This window comes from Lentisphaera araneosa HTCC2155, from assembly GCF_000170755.1.
GTDB lineage: Bacteria > Verrucomicrobiota > Lentisphaeria > Lentisphaerales > Lentisphaeraceae > Lentisphaera > Lentisphaera araneosa.
In genome coordinates this window covers 258,040-273,402 of record NZ_ABCK01000004.1, presented here as the reverse complement: position 1 = coordinate 273,402, position 15,363 = coordinate 258,040, and the positions used below count along the sequence as shown (strand labels likewise).

Genomic DNA, 15,363 nt, shown 5'->3' with positions numbered 1-15,363 from the left:
GGACTAAAGTGATACTTTGAGCGTTTTAATTTCGAATGCGCGGAAATGGAGTGTGATGCCTTTTTCTGTTTGTTCGAGTTCATTAAGTTCTTCTTCGAGCATATTGCACTCGTGAATTGCGGAGCCCGCAGAACTGAGCTTAAGTTGACATTGACTAGCGGTGCCTTCGGCTTCGTAGAGGCGAAGCACGTAACCGCTGTTATCGTCGGCCCATTTGATGCTTTCAATGATGATGTTGCTTTCGCTAACTTCGCAAAGTGAATCATTTGTCATTTGATTTGCGGGGAGTAGGACTGGTGGATGATTGAGTTCATAGGCTGGGCAAATGACTTCTTCACTGGAAAGCTGGCCGTCGTGAGGGAGTAGGCTATAAACCATAAAGTGTTGGCCTTTGTCACCGCGTGGGTCGGGGTGGCCACCACTTTTGAGGAGGCTGAGCTTGACGCGTGAGCCGTTTGCATCTATAGCGTATTTGCCATCATTAAGGAACGCTACACCAAAGCGCGTTTCCGAAATATCGCTATACTTGTGTTGAGAGAACTCAAAGCAAGCTCGATCCACCATAGAGTTATTGTGAGTCGGGCGTTCGATGTAACCAAAGGGGATTTCGCATTTGATGCTATTGGAGAATACATCGAGGTCAAAGCTCGTTTGCAGGAGCTTGTGATCTTCATTCCAGTCCACGAGGGTTTCGAAATCAATTCTTGCGGACTCCGCATAAAAAACGATATCCTGTTGGATATGGGAAGCGTTACCAATTGAGTATTTGCTTCTAATACGTAAGTGTAATTGACCTTGATTGACGATCTTTGTTTTAATATGTTGAGCGCTTACCTGCATTTTTACTTGCTGATCAAAATCTATATCCCAGCTATCCCAAAGCGCGGGTATATCTTCGCCAATGAGGAATTCATTGAAAGCTTGGCTTTCTTTTGTGAGTCGGCGTTGGTGTTTCAGTGAAATAAGGTCTTTGATTTCACCATCGGGCGTAAGTTTAAATTCGTAATAGGGAGTCGACACTTTTTCTTTGATTGAGAAAGGACTGGAGTTTTCTATCTTGCTGTTTTTCACAATTTCAATATTTCTAGTGCTGAGGCCATCGACATCGCTTTTGATGAGTAAGTGATCCGTCCCATAAAGGTCATTATAAGGTTCTGAAGCAAGGTTCTTCATAGAAAGCTTTGTTGAGTCCACAGCTATACTGAAGTAATCATTGCGATTCCAGTTGAGGGTGTTGAGCAAACTGTATTCGCCGCTGCCGTAGCTTTGGGGGATTTCTGCTAATTCTCGGCAGGCTTCCATTGCTTGTTCATATTGTTCTATTGCCAAATCGTGAACTTCTGGAATTGAAGTTCCAGGTAGGATGTCGTGGAATTGATTCACTAAAAGAGTTTTCCATAATGCATCTAAGGTTTCTTTTGCTATGCCATCCCCACCGCTAAGCTTGCTTTGTACGTCTAGATATTCCAGAAGGCGCATAGCGACTTCTAGTTTGCGATTGTAGCGCTTAATTTTGTGTTGATGTGTGAGTGTACCACGATGCAATTCCAGGTAAAGTTCGCCGCGATGTTCAGGAAGTTGGGGACTCGTTTCGACCATGTTATCCATAAACTGGCTGAGGGTCATGTGCTGAGCTTTTGGGACACCTTCCAAATCTTCACAGCGACGTGCCATTTCTAGCATTTCGTACATGGGACCACCGCCGCCATCACCAAAGCCGTAGGCAATATATCTCTTGTCAGTGACATCTTTATGGCGAATGCTGAACTTATTTCCAGTGTATTTACCTTCTTCGAGTCCGTTTAAACGACTTAAAAGAGTTTGGGGGTCAGGCCAGCAGTGAGTCTCGTTAAAATGAGCGACAACTTCGGAGCCATCGATACCCTGCCATTTAAAACTGTCGTAGGGGAAAGTATTGGATTCATTCCACGAGAGTTTAGTGGTTAAGAAATATTTGAGCCCACAGCCTTTGATGATTTGGGGTAAGGCGGCGTTGTAACCAAAAGTATCGGGTAACCAATAACTATCAGGTGTGTAATCAAATTCATCTTTGAGGAACTTCATCCCACGGGTGAATTGACGTATTTGGGCTTCTCCTCCAGTGATATTGCCATCGGCTTCGACGTAGGAGGCTCCATTGGGCTCCCAGCGTCCTTCGGCGACGCGTTGTTTGATCTGCTTGAAGATGTTAGGGTAGTTAGTTTTGATATCCTCGAGGTGAAGAACAGAACTCTGAAGGAACATGTATTCGGGGTATTGCTCCATAAGGTTGAGAGCATTGGAGAACGTTCTGGCACATTTGCGTTGTGTTTCTTGCGTGGTCCACAACCAAGCCGTATCCATATGACTGTGACCGATGATTCCCGCGATCGGAGCACTTGGGCTATTTTTCTTTTCTAACTCTGGAGCCATGACTGAACGTGCGACTTTTAGTGAGTTGCGAAGTTGTTTTGATTGGGTGTCGACAGGGCTCTGAGAAATAAGTAAAAAGACTTTTTCCAAACAGGCGGCTACGGTACCTTTTCGGAAGCTCTCTTCAGGGAGGTGCTGGACAATTTGTAGAAGCGTTTTGAGGTCAAAAACAAAGTCTTTAATGAGTTCATCGCGCTCGACTATGAAGCAGGATTGAAAGGTATGGATATACTCTTCTTTAGTAAAGGTCGTGGATTCTCTTTCATCTCCGGGGTGACAGCCAATGCAGGGGTGACCGGCATAACATTCCAATGCAAGTGCAATGTTTTTGCCTTCCGAATAATTATCACCGATAAATAGCGTGTGGTGATAACCGCGAGCACCAACTTCTAATTCTTTTGAAATGATACCTTTGGCTTCATTATTGACCCATAGCATCGTCTCTCGGCCTTCAGTTTTCGGCTGTAGATAAAGTTTTTTGCCAATATGGTCTTTGCTTATGGTGAACTCAGTTTTGAACCAGGAGTTATTCCATACGGAACCCCACTGATGCGGTAAAGCAATATTTTCGCTAGATTGATCAGGGACAGAACGGAGGTGTTCTTGGCATTCGAAGAGCTCAAAAGACTTGATCTCGCTAAGAGGATTGAATATTTTTTCTTCGTACGTGCTTACGATTCGTTCAATTTTTTGAAGAGTTTTTTGTGTTAAGAGCATAATAAGACCTTTATTTCGCGTATTTACCTATAGTATACATTTTATGGACTACTTTCAAAGTATATAAGCTAAAAAAGATTAATATTACCCTCTAATTAAAAGAATAACCAAAAGAAATTGTGCTTAAAAAGAGACTTTGTGATATTTAATATACCTTTACTGGTATCTTTTTTGTTTTGTGTTATTGTGGTTTTAATAAATAATCTATAAGGAGATAGCTTAATGCGTTTTATAATCTTATTAACAAGTCTAAGCCTCATGGCGTCCTGTTCGAGTGTGGATAGGATTGATAGCTCAAGTTTAAAGGGCAAAGTTATGTGTGGTTACCAGGGTTGGTATAGAGCCCCAAGTGATGGTTCAGGATTGGCTTGGGTTCACTACAGAAATCAAAAGTCTATGTACTTCTGGCCGGGAGAGGCCGGCATTGATTATTGGCCCGACATGAGTGAGCTAGACGAAGATGAAAAATTTAAAACGTCTTTTCGTTATAAAAATGGGGAAGCAGGCTACGTCTACAGTTCACACCATCCTAAAACGACTGCCCGCCATTTTAAATGGATGCAGGATTATGGTATAGATGGCGTCTTTGTTCAGCGCTTTATTATGGAAACGACCATTGATGGAGACCAAGAGGCTATTTTAAGTGGCCGTGCGTACAATAAGGTTTTGGAAAACTGTCGTGCGGGAGCCAACCAGTATGGTCGTACTTATGCAATTATGTATGATCTCACGGCAATGCCGGCCAATTATTTAGAAAAATTTAAAAATGATTGGCGTTACCTCGTAGACGAAATGAAAATTACTCGCGATGCAGGTGATAAATCTTATCAAGAACACAATGGTAAGCCAGTGATTGCTCTCTGGGGTATAGGCATTGATGATGGACGAGCTTATGGTTCTAAGGATGTGGCTGAGCTTATAGATTTTTTCAAAAATGACCCAGATTATGGCGGCATGACAGTGATGCTTGGTACCTCAACCGGCTGGAGAACAGGTGAACGCGATGCTGGAGAAATCAAAGAATGGGAAAAAGTTTACTCAGCAGCCGACATTATTTCTCCTTGGACAGTGGGGCGCTTTGGCGGTCAGGATGCGGCGCGTCGTTATGCGGCAGACACAGCCAAAAAAGATAAGCAGTGGTGCGATCAACGCAAACTCGAATTTATGCCCGTTGTTTTTCCTGGCTTTTGTTGGGCCAATCTGAAAAAGGGTCAGCCAAATGCTAATCCAGGTGCTTTCATTGATCGTGAAGATGGTAAGTTTTTATGGGCACAATACGAAGCTTTATTAAAAGAAACGGGAGCCACAATGGTTTACCAGGCGATGTTTGATGAGCTCGATGAGGGAACTCAAATTTATAAAATTGATAATAATCCGCCAGAAAATGATATACCCTTTAAAACCTATGGGGATTTACCAGGAGATCATTACCTCTGGTTAGTGGGGGAAGCGAGCAAAATGGTTCGTGGGGAAATAGCACATAGTAAAGAAATGCCAGCACGAAAAACACAAATCTCTAACAAATAAGGAACAGCATCTTGGGTTATTTTGGAACAATTGATTATATATTTATGGGGATATACGTCTGCGTACTCGTAGGCCTAGGTCTCTATCTCAAAGGTAAAGCATCGGAAAGTATAGAAGACTACATTACGGGTGCGGGTAAAATTCCTTGGTGGGCCATGGGCATTTCGGGTATGGCTCAATTCTTAGACTTGACGGGAACGGCGCTGATTGTTTCCTTCCTCTTTATGCTCGGCCCACAAGGTCTCTTTATTGAGTTCCGAGGCGGCGCTGTTTTGATCCTCGCATTCATGATGCTTTGGGTGGGTAAATGGCATAGACGTTCGGGCTGCTTAACAGGTGCTCAGTGGAATATTTTCCGTTTTGGTGATTGTTGGGGCGGTCGTTTTGCTCAGCTCATCAGTGTTGTTGCCGTTGTCTTGACCACAATTGGTATGTTGGCTTACTTGACTAAAGGCGTGGGTATCTTCCTTTCTACGTTTTTACCTTTTTCACCTGAGTACTGTGCTTATGGACTTATCTTTCTAGCAGCTGTCTACACCATGTTTTCTGGTTTTTATGGCGTTATCTTTACTGACTTGTTCCAAGGAGGCATTATTCTCGTTGCCGTTATTTACATAAGTGTGAAAGCTTTTGCTCTTGTGGGAAGTTCTGAAGAAATCTCTGCGGTGGCGATGCAAGTGACCAATAACCCCGATTGGATGAGTGCGGTTCCCAAGTGGAACGCCAATATGCCCAAAGGCTATGAATCCTATAAACCTCTGATACCGCTGATGCTGTTCTACCTATTTCGAAATGTTTTTCACGGTATTGGCAACATCGGTGATCCCAAATATTTTGGTGCAAAAAATGACCGTGAATGTGGTAAGCTCACAGCTCTATGGACAATTATGATGACTTTCCGCTGGCCAATGATGATGGGTATAGCTGTTCTCGGTCTCTTCCTTGTCAAAGATTTATTTCCCGATATGTCAGTACTCAGTCAAGCGGGTGAACTTATTCACAGTCATTTCCCTGATATAAAAGAGCAGGGCTGGGGCGCGCTTATCTCCGGTATCGCTAACAATCCTCAAAACTACTCGCCTGAACTGATTGCTAATCTTCAAGGCCTCTTAGGTTCTGAACAATATGTGGAAAAACTCAGTCTTATTTCTTATGATGGCACAGTGAACCCTGAAAAGATTTTACCTGCAGTATTGATTTTAACAGTTACAGAGGGCTTACGCGGGATTGTGGTACTAGCCTTAATTGCGGCTTCGATGTCGACTTTTGATAGCACAGTTAATATGGCGACGGGGATGACCGTCAATGACCTCTACCGCAAGTATTTTAGACCAGATGCTGAAACTAAAGAACTCATCCGCGTCAGTTGGGTGACTGTAGCTATTTTAGTTGTCGGTGGTGTGATCTTTGCCAATTCAGTTTCAAGTATTCACGAAATTTGGGGTTGGTTGATGATGGGCTTAGGTGGCGCATTTCTCGTTCCGAATTTACTGCGCCTTTACTGGTGGCGCTTTAACGGCACCGGCTCCGCTGTTGGCTCATTAGTAGGGATGACTGCTGCCGTTATACAACGTATCATATGGCCAGAAATGAATGAGTTTGAGCAATTGGGCTATTCTTTAGTCGCTGGTTTAATTGGTGGTGTAATAGGTACTTTCATGGATAAGCCGACTGAACCTGAAGTCTTAAAGACTTTTTACATGAAAACCCGTCCTTTTGGTTTTTGGGGACACCTCAAGCGCATGCTACCAGAGGAAGAACAAAAGAAAGTCAGCCAAGAGCATTTTTATGATCTTATTTCAGTGCCTTTTGCTTTGGTTTGGCAAGTCTCCATGTTCTTAGCACCCATGCTTTTAGTTTTACACTATTGGACAGCATTTTGGGGAACTATGGTTTTATTCTGCATAGGTGGTACTGGGCTCTATTTCTTTTGGTGGAAAAAACTACCTGAGGTAAATTTCTATGAAGATAACGACACCAGTCTCCTAAATGATCAAGAGGAGCTAGCTAGTGAAAACAGTCCTTAATTTACTTCTTGTAATTAGCTTATGTTTTTCTTGTACGTCTGATAGGGGAATGTGGGATGACCGCATAGAGACTCTCGCAAAACCAGGTGATGACCTACAGGAGATCCTCGACCGAGGCTATGATCTGCACTTGCAAAAGGGGCAGGTTTACCGCCTAACAAAAGCTTTAAAGTTTAAGAAAGATGGTCAAAGGATTTTAACTGCAGGGGCTAAAACCATTGCTGACTACGCAATTTTAAGGCCTGCGGACAATTCGGTACAACAATTGATCAATGGCAATGCCATGGATCATATCCTATTAAAAAACATAGCTTTAGATGGTTATCGTCGCTTCTATTCGGGTTCGATTAAAATACATAATGTACCCCAGCCAGCCTTGGCTTTTTTCGGGGGAAATGGCGCGAACTATCAGACAGTCGATAGCTGCCTCTTTATGGACACGCGAACTTGGTCCACATTAAAGATTCACGAAGGTGGTGATCACTGTGTCGTTAAAAATAATATTATTCTTGGTGCTGGAGTAGGTCCACGTGGTAATGGACGCGAAGCGAGTGAGAAACCCTTTGCTTGGGGCGATGGCATTACTTGTGCCTCAAAGAATACTCTGATTGCCAACAACCTCATACTCGACCCCACGGATGTGGGAGCCGTGCTTTTTGGTGCTCCAGGAAGTGTAGTAAGAGATAATGTCATTGCGACAATTTCTCGTGAATCACTCGGCGGGATTAACTTGGTTGATCCCCTAGGCTATTACAAAATGGACGAAGAGGTTTTACGCACAGATTACCGTGGCTCGAAACTTATCAATAATTATGTGGATGCTTGGGGCGGACGCATTCATATTGCTTTCCCCATGGGTGCAGGCATTTGGGTGCCATCCAAACAAGATAAAATTTTACACGGTGCCGAAATCCGTTCAAACACAGTGGCAGGTGGAGCGGCGTCTTATGGTTTTGTGGCTCACAACGTGGAAAACTTCACCATCTTTGATAATAAGAGTACAGCAATTTACTCAGGACTTGCCGATGGCTTAGGGGATCAACTCCCAGAAAAACCAGGTCCATTTATTTATGATGCCGAAACAGTGAAAGACTCAAAGCTCCAAAAAGAATTCAAGAAATCAGAGCGTCATGTCTTACACCTACTACGCTGTAATCATGGTAAGACTAATGAATTGGGTTACAGAGTTTATCGCTATGGTGATGATGAAGTTGAAGCAGTGGTCACGGCTGCCTATGAAGAGATCTTAGGACGCAAGCCGACTTTGCGTGAATTGACGAGGTATGTAAACATCCTTCAAAAAGAATTGAAAAATTCGGACTGGCTACGTCGTGACCTAATGAATAACAAAGAGTTTAAAAAGCAATTTCCAGGTATACCGGAAAGTCGTCTACAGAATTTTCGTTGGGCACTTTGGTTAAGCTTGATTGACCAAGAACAGAGAAAGAATAGGGGGGATTCCGCAATGGATCTCTACTCAGCCTTACGTAAAAATATTTTAAAAGCAGATATTAGAACAGAATTACAAGAAGATATTAAAGCCTTTGCTTTGGAGAAGGCCTTTTAAGTACGGGTGAAACTATTTTTTTTTAAGAAAGAAGTTATTGTTTGGAAATAGAATAAAGAGGTCAAGTAATGCTACGCAATAAAGATATCACAGAGATGCTTAAAAAGCGTTTTAAAAAGGGTTATTACGCCATGAGTGGAATTCCCTCTGAGCGTGACTTGGCAGATGAACTTGGTGTAGCTCGTATGACTGCTCGTCGTGCTTTAGCCAAATTGGTAGAAGAGGGCTACTTAAACCGAAAGTCTACCGGACGACTCGAGTTCAATCCAAAGCTGGTGGTTAAGAACAAGCAAATTTGCTTCTTGGCTCCAAGCGGAAGTTCAAATGATGTGGCCCTTTGGTTAAAGGACCTTTACAGCGCTGCCTCAGAACTCGCAATTAATATTCGTCCGGTCTTTTATTCTAGTTGGGATGACATTGTCTTTCATAGTGCTTTTGAAGGCTTTGATGGCCTATTTTTTATTCCCAGATCAGATAATATTCCTGCCTGGATCAATAAAAAGCTTCAAAAAACAGCAACTCGCTTAGTAGTTCTTGGTTATGATATGTCGAACATGAACTTCCCTTCACTGAATATTTTCTCCAATATTTTTATTTCTCAGCTTCTCGATAAGTTCGTAGACCTCGGTCATGAAAAAGTAGATTGCTTTAATGTCCAAGCTCATAATATAACGATAAGTAAACGTATAGAGCATTGGGGCGTATGGAAGAAAATGCATAATATCCAAGGAGACCTTTTGGATATCAATGGATCCAATGACCATGAAGGCTCAGTTTGTCGAGATTATATTTCCGAGCTCATTCAAAAGGGTGAATTTAAGAGTAAGGCACTCTTTTGTTTAACAATGCCGGCCGCGATCGGCGCTTGTCGAGCTTTGCGCGACCATGGTTTAGAGGCTGGTAAAGATGTGGCTATTTGCGTAGCTGATGGTGAGTTACAGGCAGAGCTCTACTGCCCCTCAATTACTTCGCTCGAACGTCCAGATATGAAACCCTATCTAAAGGTTTGTATTGACTGGATCTTAGACCCTTCGAGTGAATGGAATGGAAACCTGCTTTTCGAAGCATCTAACGTAAGACTTCATCAAGGCGAATCGACTCAAAACTAATTTAGTCTTTATTAAGAACATAGATTCCCCATAAATCAGGGCATAGCCCCTCGTTGCCTGGTCAAGGGTCTTGCCAGACAGATAAAAGTATTTACCTATACAGCAGCATCTTGTATGGGTCGCATTATGCCTGTGGATGACAGCAAAAACCAATTAAATATCTTAGTTTTTTTTTATTCTCAACTTATTATAAACTAACACCTTATAGTCACCGCAATGACTTTAGATTTATCCCTGTGGCTTTTTTGGAAGTCATAGCCACGAGTGCCGGTGCACCTCCACGCAGATACAAAGGTACCGAAATAAGATTTCTGGACCGCTCTTGGATCGCATTGATTTACACCTAGAAGTGAACCCTCTGAGTCAGCAGGAACTGATGAATAAAGCCAATGGCGAGAGCTCGGAATCCATCCGCGAACGCGTTGAAAAGGCGAGGGCGCTGCAGTACCAACGCTTTGGCGAGAGCCGCACAAATGCTAGCCTCAATGCCAAAGAGCTCCAGGAACTCTGCGAACTGGATTCGGGAAGTCGAGCCTTGCTCGAACAAGCGATCTCGAGTCTCGACCTCTCAGCTCGAGCCTACGACCGCATTTTGCGAGTCTCGCGAACCATAGCCGACCTGGAAGCTAGCGAAACTAACCAAGCTCAACATATTGCCGAAGCAATCCAGTACCGCACCCTCGATCGTAAACTTTAGTGAAGCATTTTATTGGATTGCATATCCTCTAGAGAATGGGATTTTTAAGAAATATGATTTGGCTCTTGCTGTAAAAGGAAGGGGGATGTTTCCTTTATTACGTACAAAAGCTTAGGCTAAAGGGAGTAAGTATGGAATGACACAGTGAATCGAATTGTGAAGTCGTTTAAAATTTAGGCGCTTTCGAGAATGATATTGGAGTAAGATGCTGTCCCACCTGTTCTTATAAGACCAATGGCTTTTGGTACGAGCTTTTTAAATTCGTCGTGATCTTTGAATTCACGCGGAATATCTGAAAGAACTGCGGCAAATTGTTTTTTTGTTTCTTCATTATTCCATGAATTAAATTCTTCAGCCATCCAACATTTACCCACTGTAAAATGAGGTAGAATGACTTTGAGAACATCGAGGACTGAAGGTTGATCATCTGCCAGGGAGATGTCGATAGTTTCGATCTCTGGCCAGAAGGGGAAACCTTTGTCTGAAATGACTATGGTGTTAGTGTGGCGAACTCGCATGAGCAGTTCGTGAAGTGCTGGATTGAGTAATGGATGATTGAACATAAGTATCTTGTTTATTATTATTTATGGGTAGCGCCTTCGGCTTAGGTAGCGCCTTCGGCTTAGGTTTAGTAACAATACGAATTAAGATTTTGTTTTAGTGTGCAAGACAGGAGCTCGGCGTTCCAAGCTATGTGGTTCTCAATTCAGCGTGAGGTTTAAGAGTTTGTTTTAGGGCACCAAGCAGGAGTTTGGTGTTCGCAGTTATAAAGCGAGGTTGTCAGCAACGATGTCGGGATTCACCATGCTAATGAGTCCACGGTCATCGTGAGCCCGGGTCGAAATATCTTTGTAACAGAAATTATGAAAGAGGGCGGTGTTTGCGGACTCTGCACCATTTGAGCTGGCGTAAAGTGCGATGTAGGCTCCGGTGAAACCACCCGCAATTTCCGTTGCAATATGGCGAACTTCGGCCTGGCCGAGCTCATAAGTTTTTCCCTGAACTTCTGCACTAAAAGTATACCAGATATCATCACTTGTTAAACGGAGTTTGACTTTTCCTGCTGCGGGGATTGGGCTTGAATTGACCTCGAAACGAATGGAGCCTATAGCGCGTTTTAGTGTAATAAAACGTTGATTATTTTTATAATGAATGCTCAAAGCGTGCCAATGACTCTCATTCATACCAACAGTGAGTCCGGCTTCTTCTTTATCTTTTGGGGCAAAGCTTAATTCAGTTTCCGCTAGGCAGTCAAAATGCTGTTGACGACGTCCTACCCAGGAGAGCTGGTCGCTGGAATCGAGAGTCGTTTCGGAGCATTTTAGTCGCAGTCCCTGGCTTTCCAAGGACCAGCTATTTGGAATTGGATTACGTCGAAAGTTCCAAGTTAGGTCGAGTTCGTGAGTGGAGAAATTATCAATGAATTCAAACTTATTTTGTTCTTTATGTGGGGCAGGTAAGGATTGGGGCACATCCATGCAGAGCTGCAGATAATCACCTTCAATTAGTGGCCAGTCGCCATCCCAATTAACTGGTGCAAGATAGGATTCGCGTCCTAAATGATGAACGAGTGGGTATTGACCGTGACGAACAGCTAAGCAAACCATCCACCATTGGCCATTTTGATCTTCAAAAAATTCAGCATGACCAGTGGATTGTATGGGTTCAGCGGAACCTCGATGACTAAGTATAGGATTATTAGGGCAGGCTTCATAGGGGCCGTATATATTGTTAGATCGAGCCATGGTCACGGCATGAGTCAATTCTGTACCTCCCTCAGCCATTACGAGGTAATAAAAATCATTCCTTTTATAAATATGTGGAGCTTCGGGGTACTTACCTCCAGTTCCACCCCACATGAAAGTCGGGCCATCGCCAAGTAGTTCACCCGTTTTTGGGTTCATTTCGCGAATCCAAGCACCTTGCTGATCAGCCCAATGAAGGTGGTTCGAGGCAAAATAGCATTTTCCATCATCATCCCAAAAAAGTGAGGGATCAATACCACCCTGGGCGACTTTAATTGGCTCGGACCACTCACCTGCAGGATCTTTTGCGCTTACATAAAAATTGCCAATGCCTGTGGTGTCGGTCGTGACCATATAAAAAAGTCCCTGATGATAACGAATTGTGGGGGCATAAATCCCTCCTGATGCTTTACAGCCAATGAGGTCGAGTTGGCTTTTACGACTTAAGCAATGGCCAATTTGTTCCCAATCAATGAGATTTTTACTTTTAAAGATTGGTACAGCAGGAAAGTATTCGAAGCTGCTTGTAACCATGTAGAAAGTATCGCCAACTCGGCAGGCACTGGGATCCGGATAGAAGCCAGGGAGGATAGGGTTTTTATATTTTGTAATCATGGGACTTGTGTGCTTTTGGTTTTATCTCTTAAAGAACTGCTTTTTATAATTTTAATAAAATACATCAAAATACATTGTCAAATCATTTTGTATGTTATATAGTATTTTATAATTAAAATTAATTAACGATGTGTAAGTCACGTTTAAAAGGAATTATTACTATGTTTAAAACTCGAAATTCGTTTATCGACCTTAATGGAACTTGGAAGTTTAATCCAGATCCTTACCAACGTTGCAGGCAGCAATCTTGGTGGAAACAAGAAGGGGATAATTCAGGTTTTTTCCCTTGCTTCAATATGGATGGGATGTGGGATACGCAGGTGCCATCAACATGGAAAAAGGAATTTGAAGAACTGAAGTGGTACGATGGCCATGCCAACTACGCACGTGACTTCGACGTCAATGAAATTCCTGAAGGGCATGAGGCCTTTTTATGTATTGATAGTGCGACCTATCGCTCAGAAGTTTATCTCAATGGTGAGCATGTAGGTAATCACGAATGGGGTTATTCTCCTTTTCAATTTAAGGTAACAGATTTACTTAAAGAAGGCAGTAATCGTCTATTTGTGCTGATCGATAATTTCATGCAGGAGGATCGCGTACCTGGTATTCGTACCGATTGGAATAATGATGGTGGTCTCACGGGTTCGGTTAGAATTATTTTTGTGCCAAAGAGCTATGTAGAGAATTTTAGAACTCAGACAGTTTTAGAAGATGGCAAGGTCAAGGTTCAGGTCGAGATATTTGCGCAGTCAACTGAAGGTGAAACGACTTTGGATTACGAGTTTAAAATTGATGAATTGGCTTTGAGTCATAAGGCTTCTGCAAAAGTCGGCGAAAAAGAAAAATTTGAATTTGTTTTAGAGCCTTCACAGATTGAACTTTGGGATCAAGAAAATCCTAAGCTCTACGATACAATCATTGAAACGGCAACAGAAACTATTAAAGATGAAATTGGTTTTCGCGAAATTAAAACTGAGGGAGAAAAAATCCTTCTCAATGGTAAAGAGATTCGCCTCTATGGTGTCGCAGTCCACTCTGAATTCCCTGATACAGGTCGCGTTCCCACAGCTGAGGGCATAGAGCTGATGCTTGAAAAAGCACGTGAACTAGGTTGTAACTTTTTGCGCTGTGCACATTACCCTTATGCCGAAGAGTTTGGCAAGGCGATGGATCGCGCGGGTATGCTATGGTGGGAAGAAGTTCCTGTATATTGGTTACCCAAGATTCATGAAGAACCTTTGTTGAGTAAAGCCCTTGGGATGATGAGGGAGGCTGTATTACGCGATTGGAATAGAGCTTCATTGATTTTTTGGTCAGTTTCCAATGAGTGTGCCGGAGATGGAACTGCAGCGGGTTCAAATAGCGACTTAACGACAGGCAATTATCCCTACTGGACGAAAGCATGTGCACAAATTCGCGATTTAGATCCTAGTCGACTCATTAGTTCAGCTGACTCAGGTCACAGGAAAACTGAAGCGAATAAGGACTGGACTCCAGATGCAGGAGATCACTTTGACACGGAAATTGCTAAAGAAAGTTGGCATCCAGGCCATCCAGATGAGTTTTATGAATTGATGGATGTTTTGGGGGCAAATCTCTATGTTTCCAATCCAGGAGATAACCCCATTGCGACACAGAAATTTGTAGATATGCTCAAGCGCTTTAATAAGCCACTTATGATTACGGAGTTTGGTTCTATGTCAACTACAGAGGAAACTGATAGACCAGAGACTGATCTTGGTCACCCGGTACGTCACGAAAAAATCTTGCGAGAGGCCTACGCCACTTACCATGATCATGAAGAAATTGTGGGTTATGTGCCTTGGGCCTTGATGGATTGTCGTGTGCCTATGCACTGGCGTTGGTATAATCGTGGGTCGGGAACCTTTGCCTATGGAATGTTGGATAATAATTACCAAAAGAAACATGTCTTTGACGTCGTTCAGGATGAAATCACCAAGCTACGCAAAAGGTTTAATGATTAGTGAAGAAAATTAACTTAGCTCTTTGGGGAGATAATGGTCATCAGATTTATAAAGACCTAGAATTATATCCAGAGTTTGAGCTTGTGGCAATTGGTGCTTTTGCAGAGTCCGCAGAAAGTGATCTTTTGCAAAAGTACTCTGATATCAAACTTGAAAATGATTTTGAAAAGTTAATCCATGACTATGGCGTCGAGATGATTAGCTTGTGTTCAGGGCACCGTTCAGAACAGGCTGATTTAGCTGTGCGCGCTTTAGATAAAGGCATACATGTCTATGCAGAAAAGCCCTGTGCTCTAAGTGAAAAAGATTTAGATAGAATTATTGCGAGCGCCGCAAAGTCAAAGGCGCTCTTTCATGAGATGGCGGGTACACTTTGGGAAGAGCCTTATTGGTCCATTCGCAAGATTGTGCAAAGTGGTCAGATTGGAGAAGTGGTTCAGGTTCTTGCTCAGAAATCGTATCCCTATGCAGATTGGCGACCACGGAACGAAAAAGTGGATGGAGGTCTATTGGCTCAAGTTGGAGTTCATGCCGCACGTTTTGTGGAGCATGTTGCTGGACAAAAGATCAAAGATATTTATAGCCAAACAAGTACACTTGGCGAAGTCCGCAAAAATTCAGACTTGAAAATGGCGACTAGCTTCAGCGGTAGGCTTGAGAACGGAGGGCTTTATTCTTGTATAGCGAATTATCTCCACAATCCCGGTATGGGTAGCTGGGGCAATGAAATGCTACGGATCTTTGGGACCAAGGGAATGATTGAAAGTTGTGACGCGGGAGCACGTACAAGAATGATTATCGGCGATAAGGATTTTGGTGACTTGGATTTGTCGGATGAAAAGCTTGACTTTTTAGCCGAATTTATTAAAGAAATTTGCGAAAGTCGCAAAATGCTACTTTCTCTTGAAGAAGAACTCAGCCCAACGCGCTGGATGATTAGAGCTAGGGGTTTTCAATAA

Annotated in this window: 10 protein-coding genes; 7 read left to right on the top strand and 3 right to left on the bottom strand. The window is 42.9% G+C overall.

What is annotated here, in order from left to right:
- Window positions 1-3: 3 nt before the first annotated feature.
- Window positions 4-3,129, bottom strand: a complete 3,126-nt coding sequence (locus LNTAR_RS05465; RefSeq protein WP_007277647.1) for an alpha-mannosidase — start codon at window positions 3,127-3,129, stop codon at window positions 4-6.
- 222 nt (window positions 3,130-3,351) lie between these two features.
- Here LNTAR_RS05465 and LNTAR_RS05460 point away from each other — a divergent pair, with 222 nt between their 5' ends.
- The 5 genes from LNTAR_RS05460 (at window position 3,352) to LNTAR_RS05440 (ending at window position 10,056) form a co-directional block, all read left to right on the top strand.
- A complete protein-coding gene (locus LNTAR_RS05460) occupies window positions 3,352-4,656 on the top strand; it encodes a glycoside hydrolase family 99 protein (RefSeq protein WP_007277646.1) in 1,305 nt (434 codons plus the stop codon).
- Window positions 4,657-4,667: 11 nt separating this feature from the next.
- The gene (locus LNTAR_RS05455) at window positions 4,668-6,683 is read left to right on the top strand and encodes a sodium:solute symporter family transporter (RefSeq protein ID WP_007277645.1); all 2,016 of its coding nucleotides are present in this window, start codon (window positions 4,668-4,670) and stop codon (window positions 6,681-6,683) included.
- Window positions 6,667-8,250, top strand: coding sequence for a right-handed parallel beta-helix repeat-containing protein (locus LNTAR_RS05450; RefSeq protein ID WP_157473266.1), 1,584 nt, complete (start codon window positions 6,667-6,669; stop codon window positions 8,248-8,250). The genes LNTAR_RS05455 and LNTAR_RS05450 overlap by 17 nt, the downstream gene beginning before the upstream one ends.
- A gap of 68 nt (window positions 8,251-8,318) precedes the next feature.
- Window positions 8,319-9,359, top strand: coding sequence for a GntR family transcriptional regulator (locus LNTAR_RS25190; RefSeq protein WP_007277643.1), 1,041 nt, complete (start codon window positions 8,319-8,321; stop codon window positions 9,357-9,359).
- 226 nt (window positions 9,360-9,585) lie between these two features.
- Entirely contained in the window at window positions 9,586-10,056 is a 471-nt protein-coding gene (locus tag LNTAR_RS05440; protein ID WP_274377917.1) for a magnesium chelatase subunit ChlI family protein, read from the top strand.
- A 173-nt stretch (window positions 10,057-10,229) separates the two neighbouring features.
- On the opposite strand, the gene LNTAR_RS05435 is transcribed toward LNTAR_RS05440, so the two are convergent.
- The gene (locus LNTAR_RS05435) at window positions 10,230-10,619 is read right to left on the bottom strand and encodes an RbsD/FucU domain-containing protein (protein WP_007277641.1); all 390 of its coding nucleotides are present in this window, start codon (window positions 10,617-10,619) and stop codon (window positions 10,230-10,232) included.
- Between the two features lie 201 nt (window positions 10,620-10,820).
- On the bottom strand, window positions 10,821-12,416 hold the full coding sequence (locus LNTAR_RS05430; protein WP_007277640.1) for a glycoside hydrolase family 43 protein: 1,596 nt from the start codon (window positions 12,414-12,416) through the stop codon (window positions 10,821-10,823).
- Between the two features lie 161 nt (window positions 12,417-12,577).
- Between LNTAR_RS05430 and LNTAR_RS05425 the strand changes: the two genes are divergently transcribed.
- Together LNTAR_RS05425 and LNTAR_RS05420 are read left to right on the top strand one after the other, a co-directional pair.
- The gene (locus LNTAR_RS05425) at window positions 12,578-14,404 is read left to right on the top strand and encodes a glycoside hydrolase family 2 TIM barrel-domain containing protein (RefSeq protein WP_007277639.1); all 1,827 of its coding nucleotides are present in this window, start codon (window positions 12,578-12,580) and stop codon (window positions 14,402-14,404) included.
- Window positions 14,404-15,363 carry a Gfo/Idh/MocA family protein gene (locus LNTAR_RS05420; protein WP_007277638.1) on the top strand — a complete coding sequence of 320 codons (960 nt, stop codon included), beginning with the start codon at window positions 14,404-14,406 and terminating at the stop codon, window positions 15,361-15,363. Before LNTAR_RS05425 ends, LNTAR_RS05420 begins: the two co-directional genes overlap by 1 nt.

Bases quoted from the DNA above. Each gene is read 5' to 3' on its own strand.
- LNTAR_RS05435 (WP_007277641.1), bottom strand. From the start codon at position 10,619: ATGTTCAATCATCCATTACTCAATCCAGCACTTCACGAACTGCTCATG.
- LNTAR_RS25190 (WP_007277643.1), top strand. From the start codon at position 8,319: ATGCTACGCAATAAAGATATCACAGAGATGCTTAAAAAGCGTTTTAAA.
- LNTAR_RS05465 (WP_007277647.1), bottom strand. From the start codon at position 3,129: ATGCTCTTAACACAAAAAACTCTTCAAAAAATTGAACGAATCGTAAGC.
- LNTAR_RS05430 (WP_007277640.1), bottom strand. From the start codon at position 12,416: ATGATTACAAAATATAAAAACCCTATCCTCCCTGGCTTCTATCCGGAT.
- LNTAR_RS05460 (WP_007277646.1), top strand. From the start codon at position 3,352: ATGCGTTTTATAATCTTATTAACAAGTCTAAGCCTCATGGCGTCCTGT.
- LNTAR_RS05425 (WP_007277639.1), top strand. From the start codon at position 12,578: ATGTTTAAAACTCGAAATTCGTTTATCGACCTTAATGGAACTTGGAAG.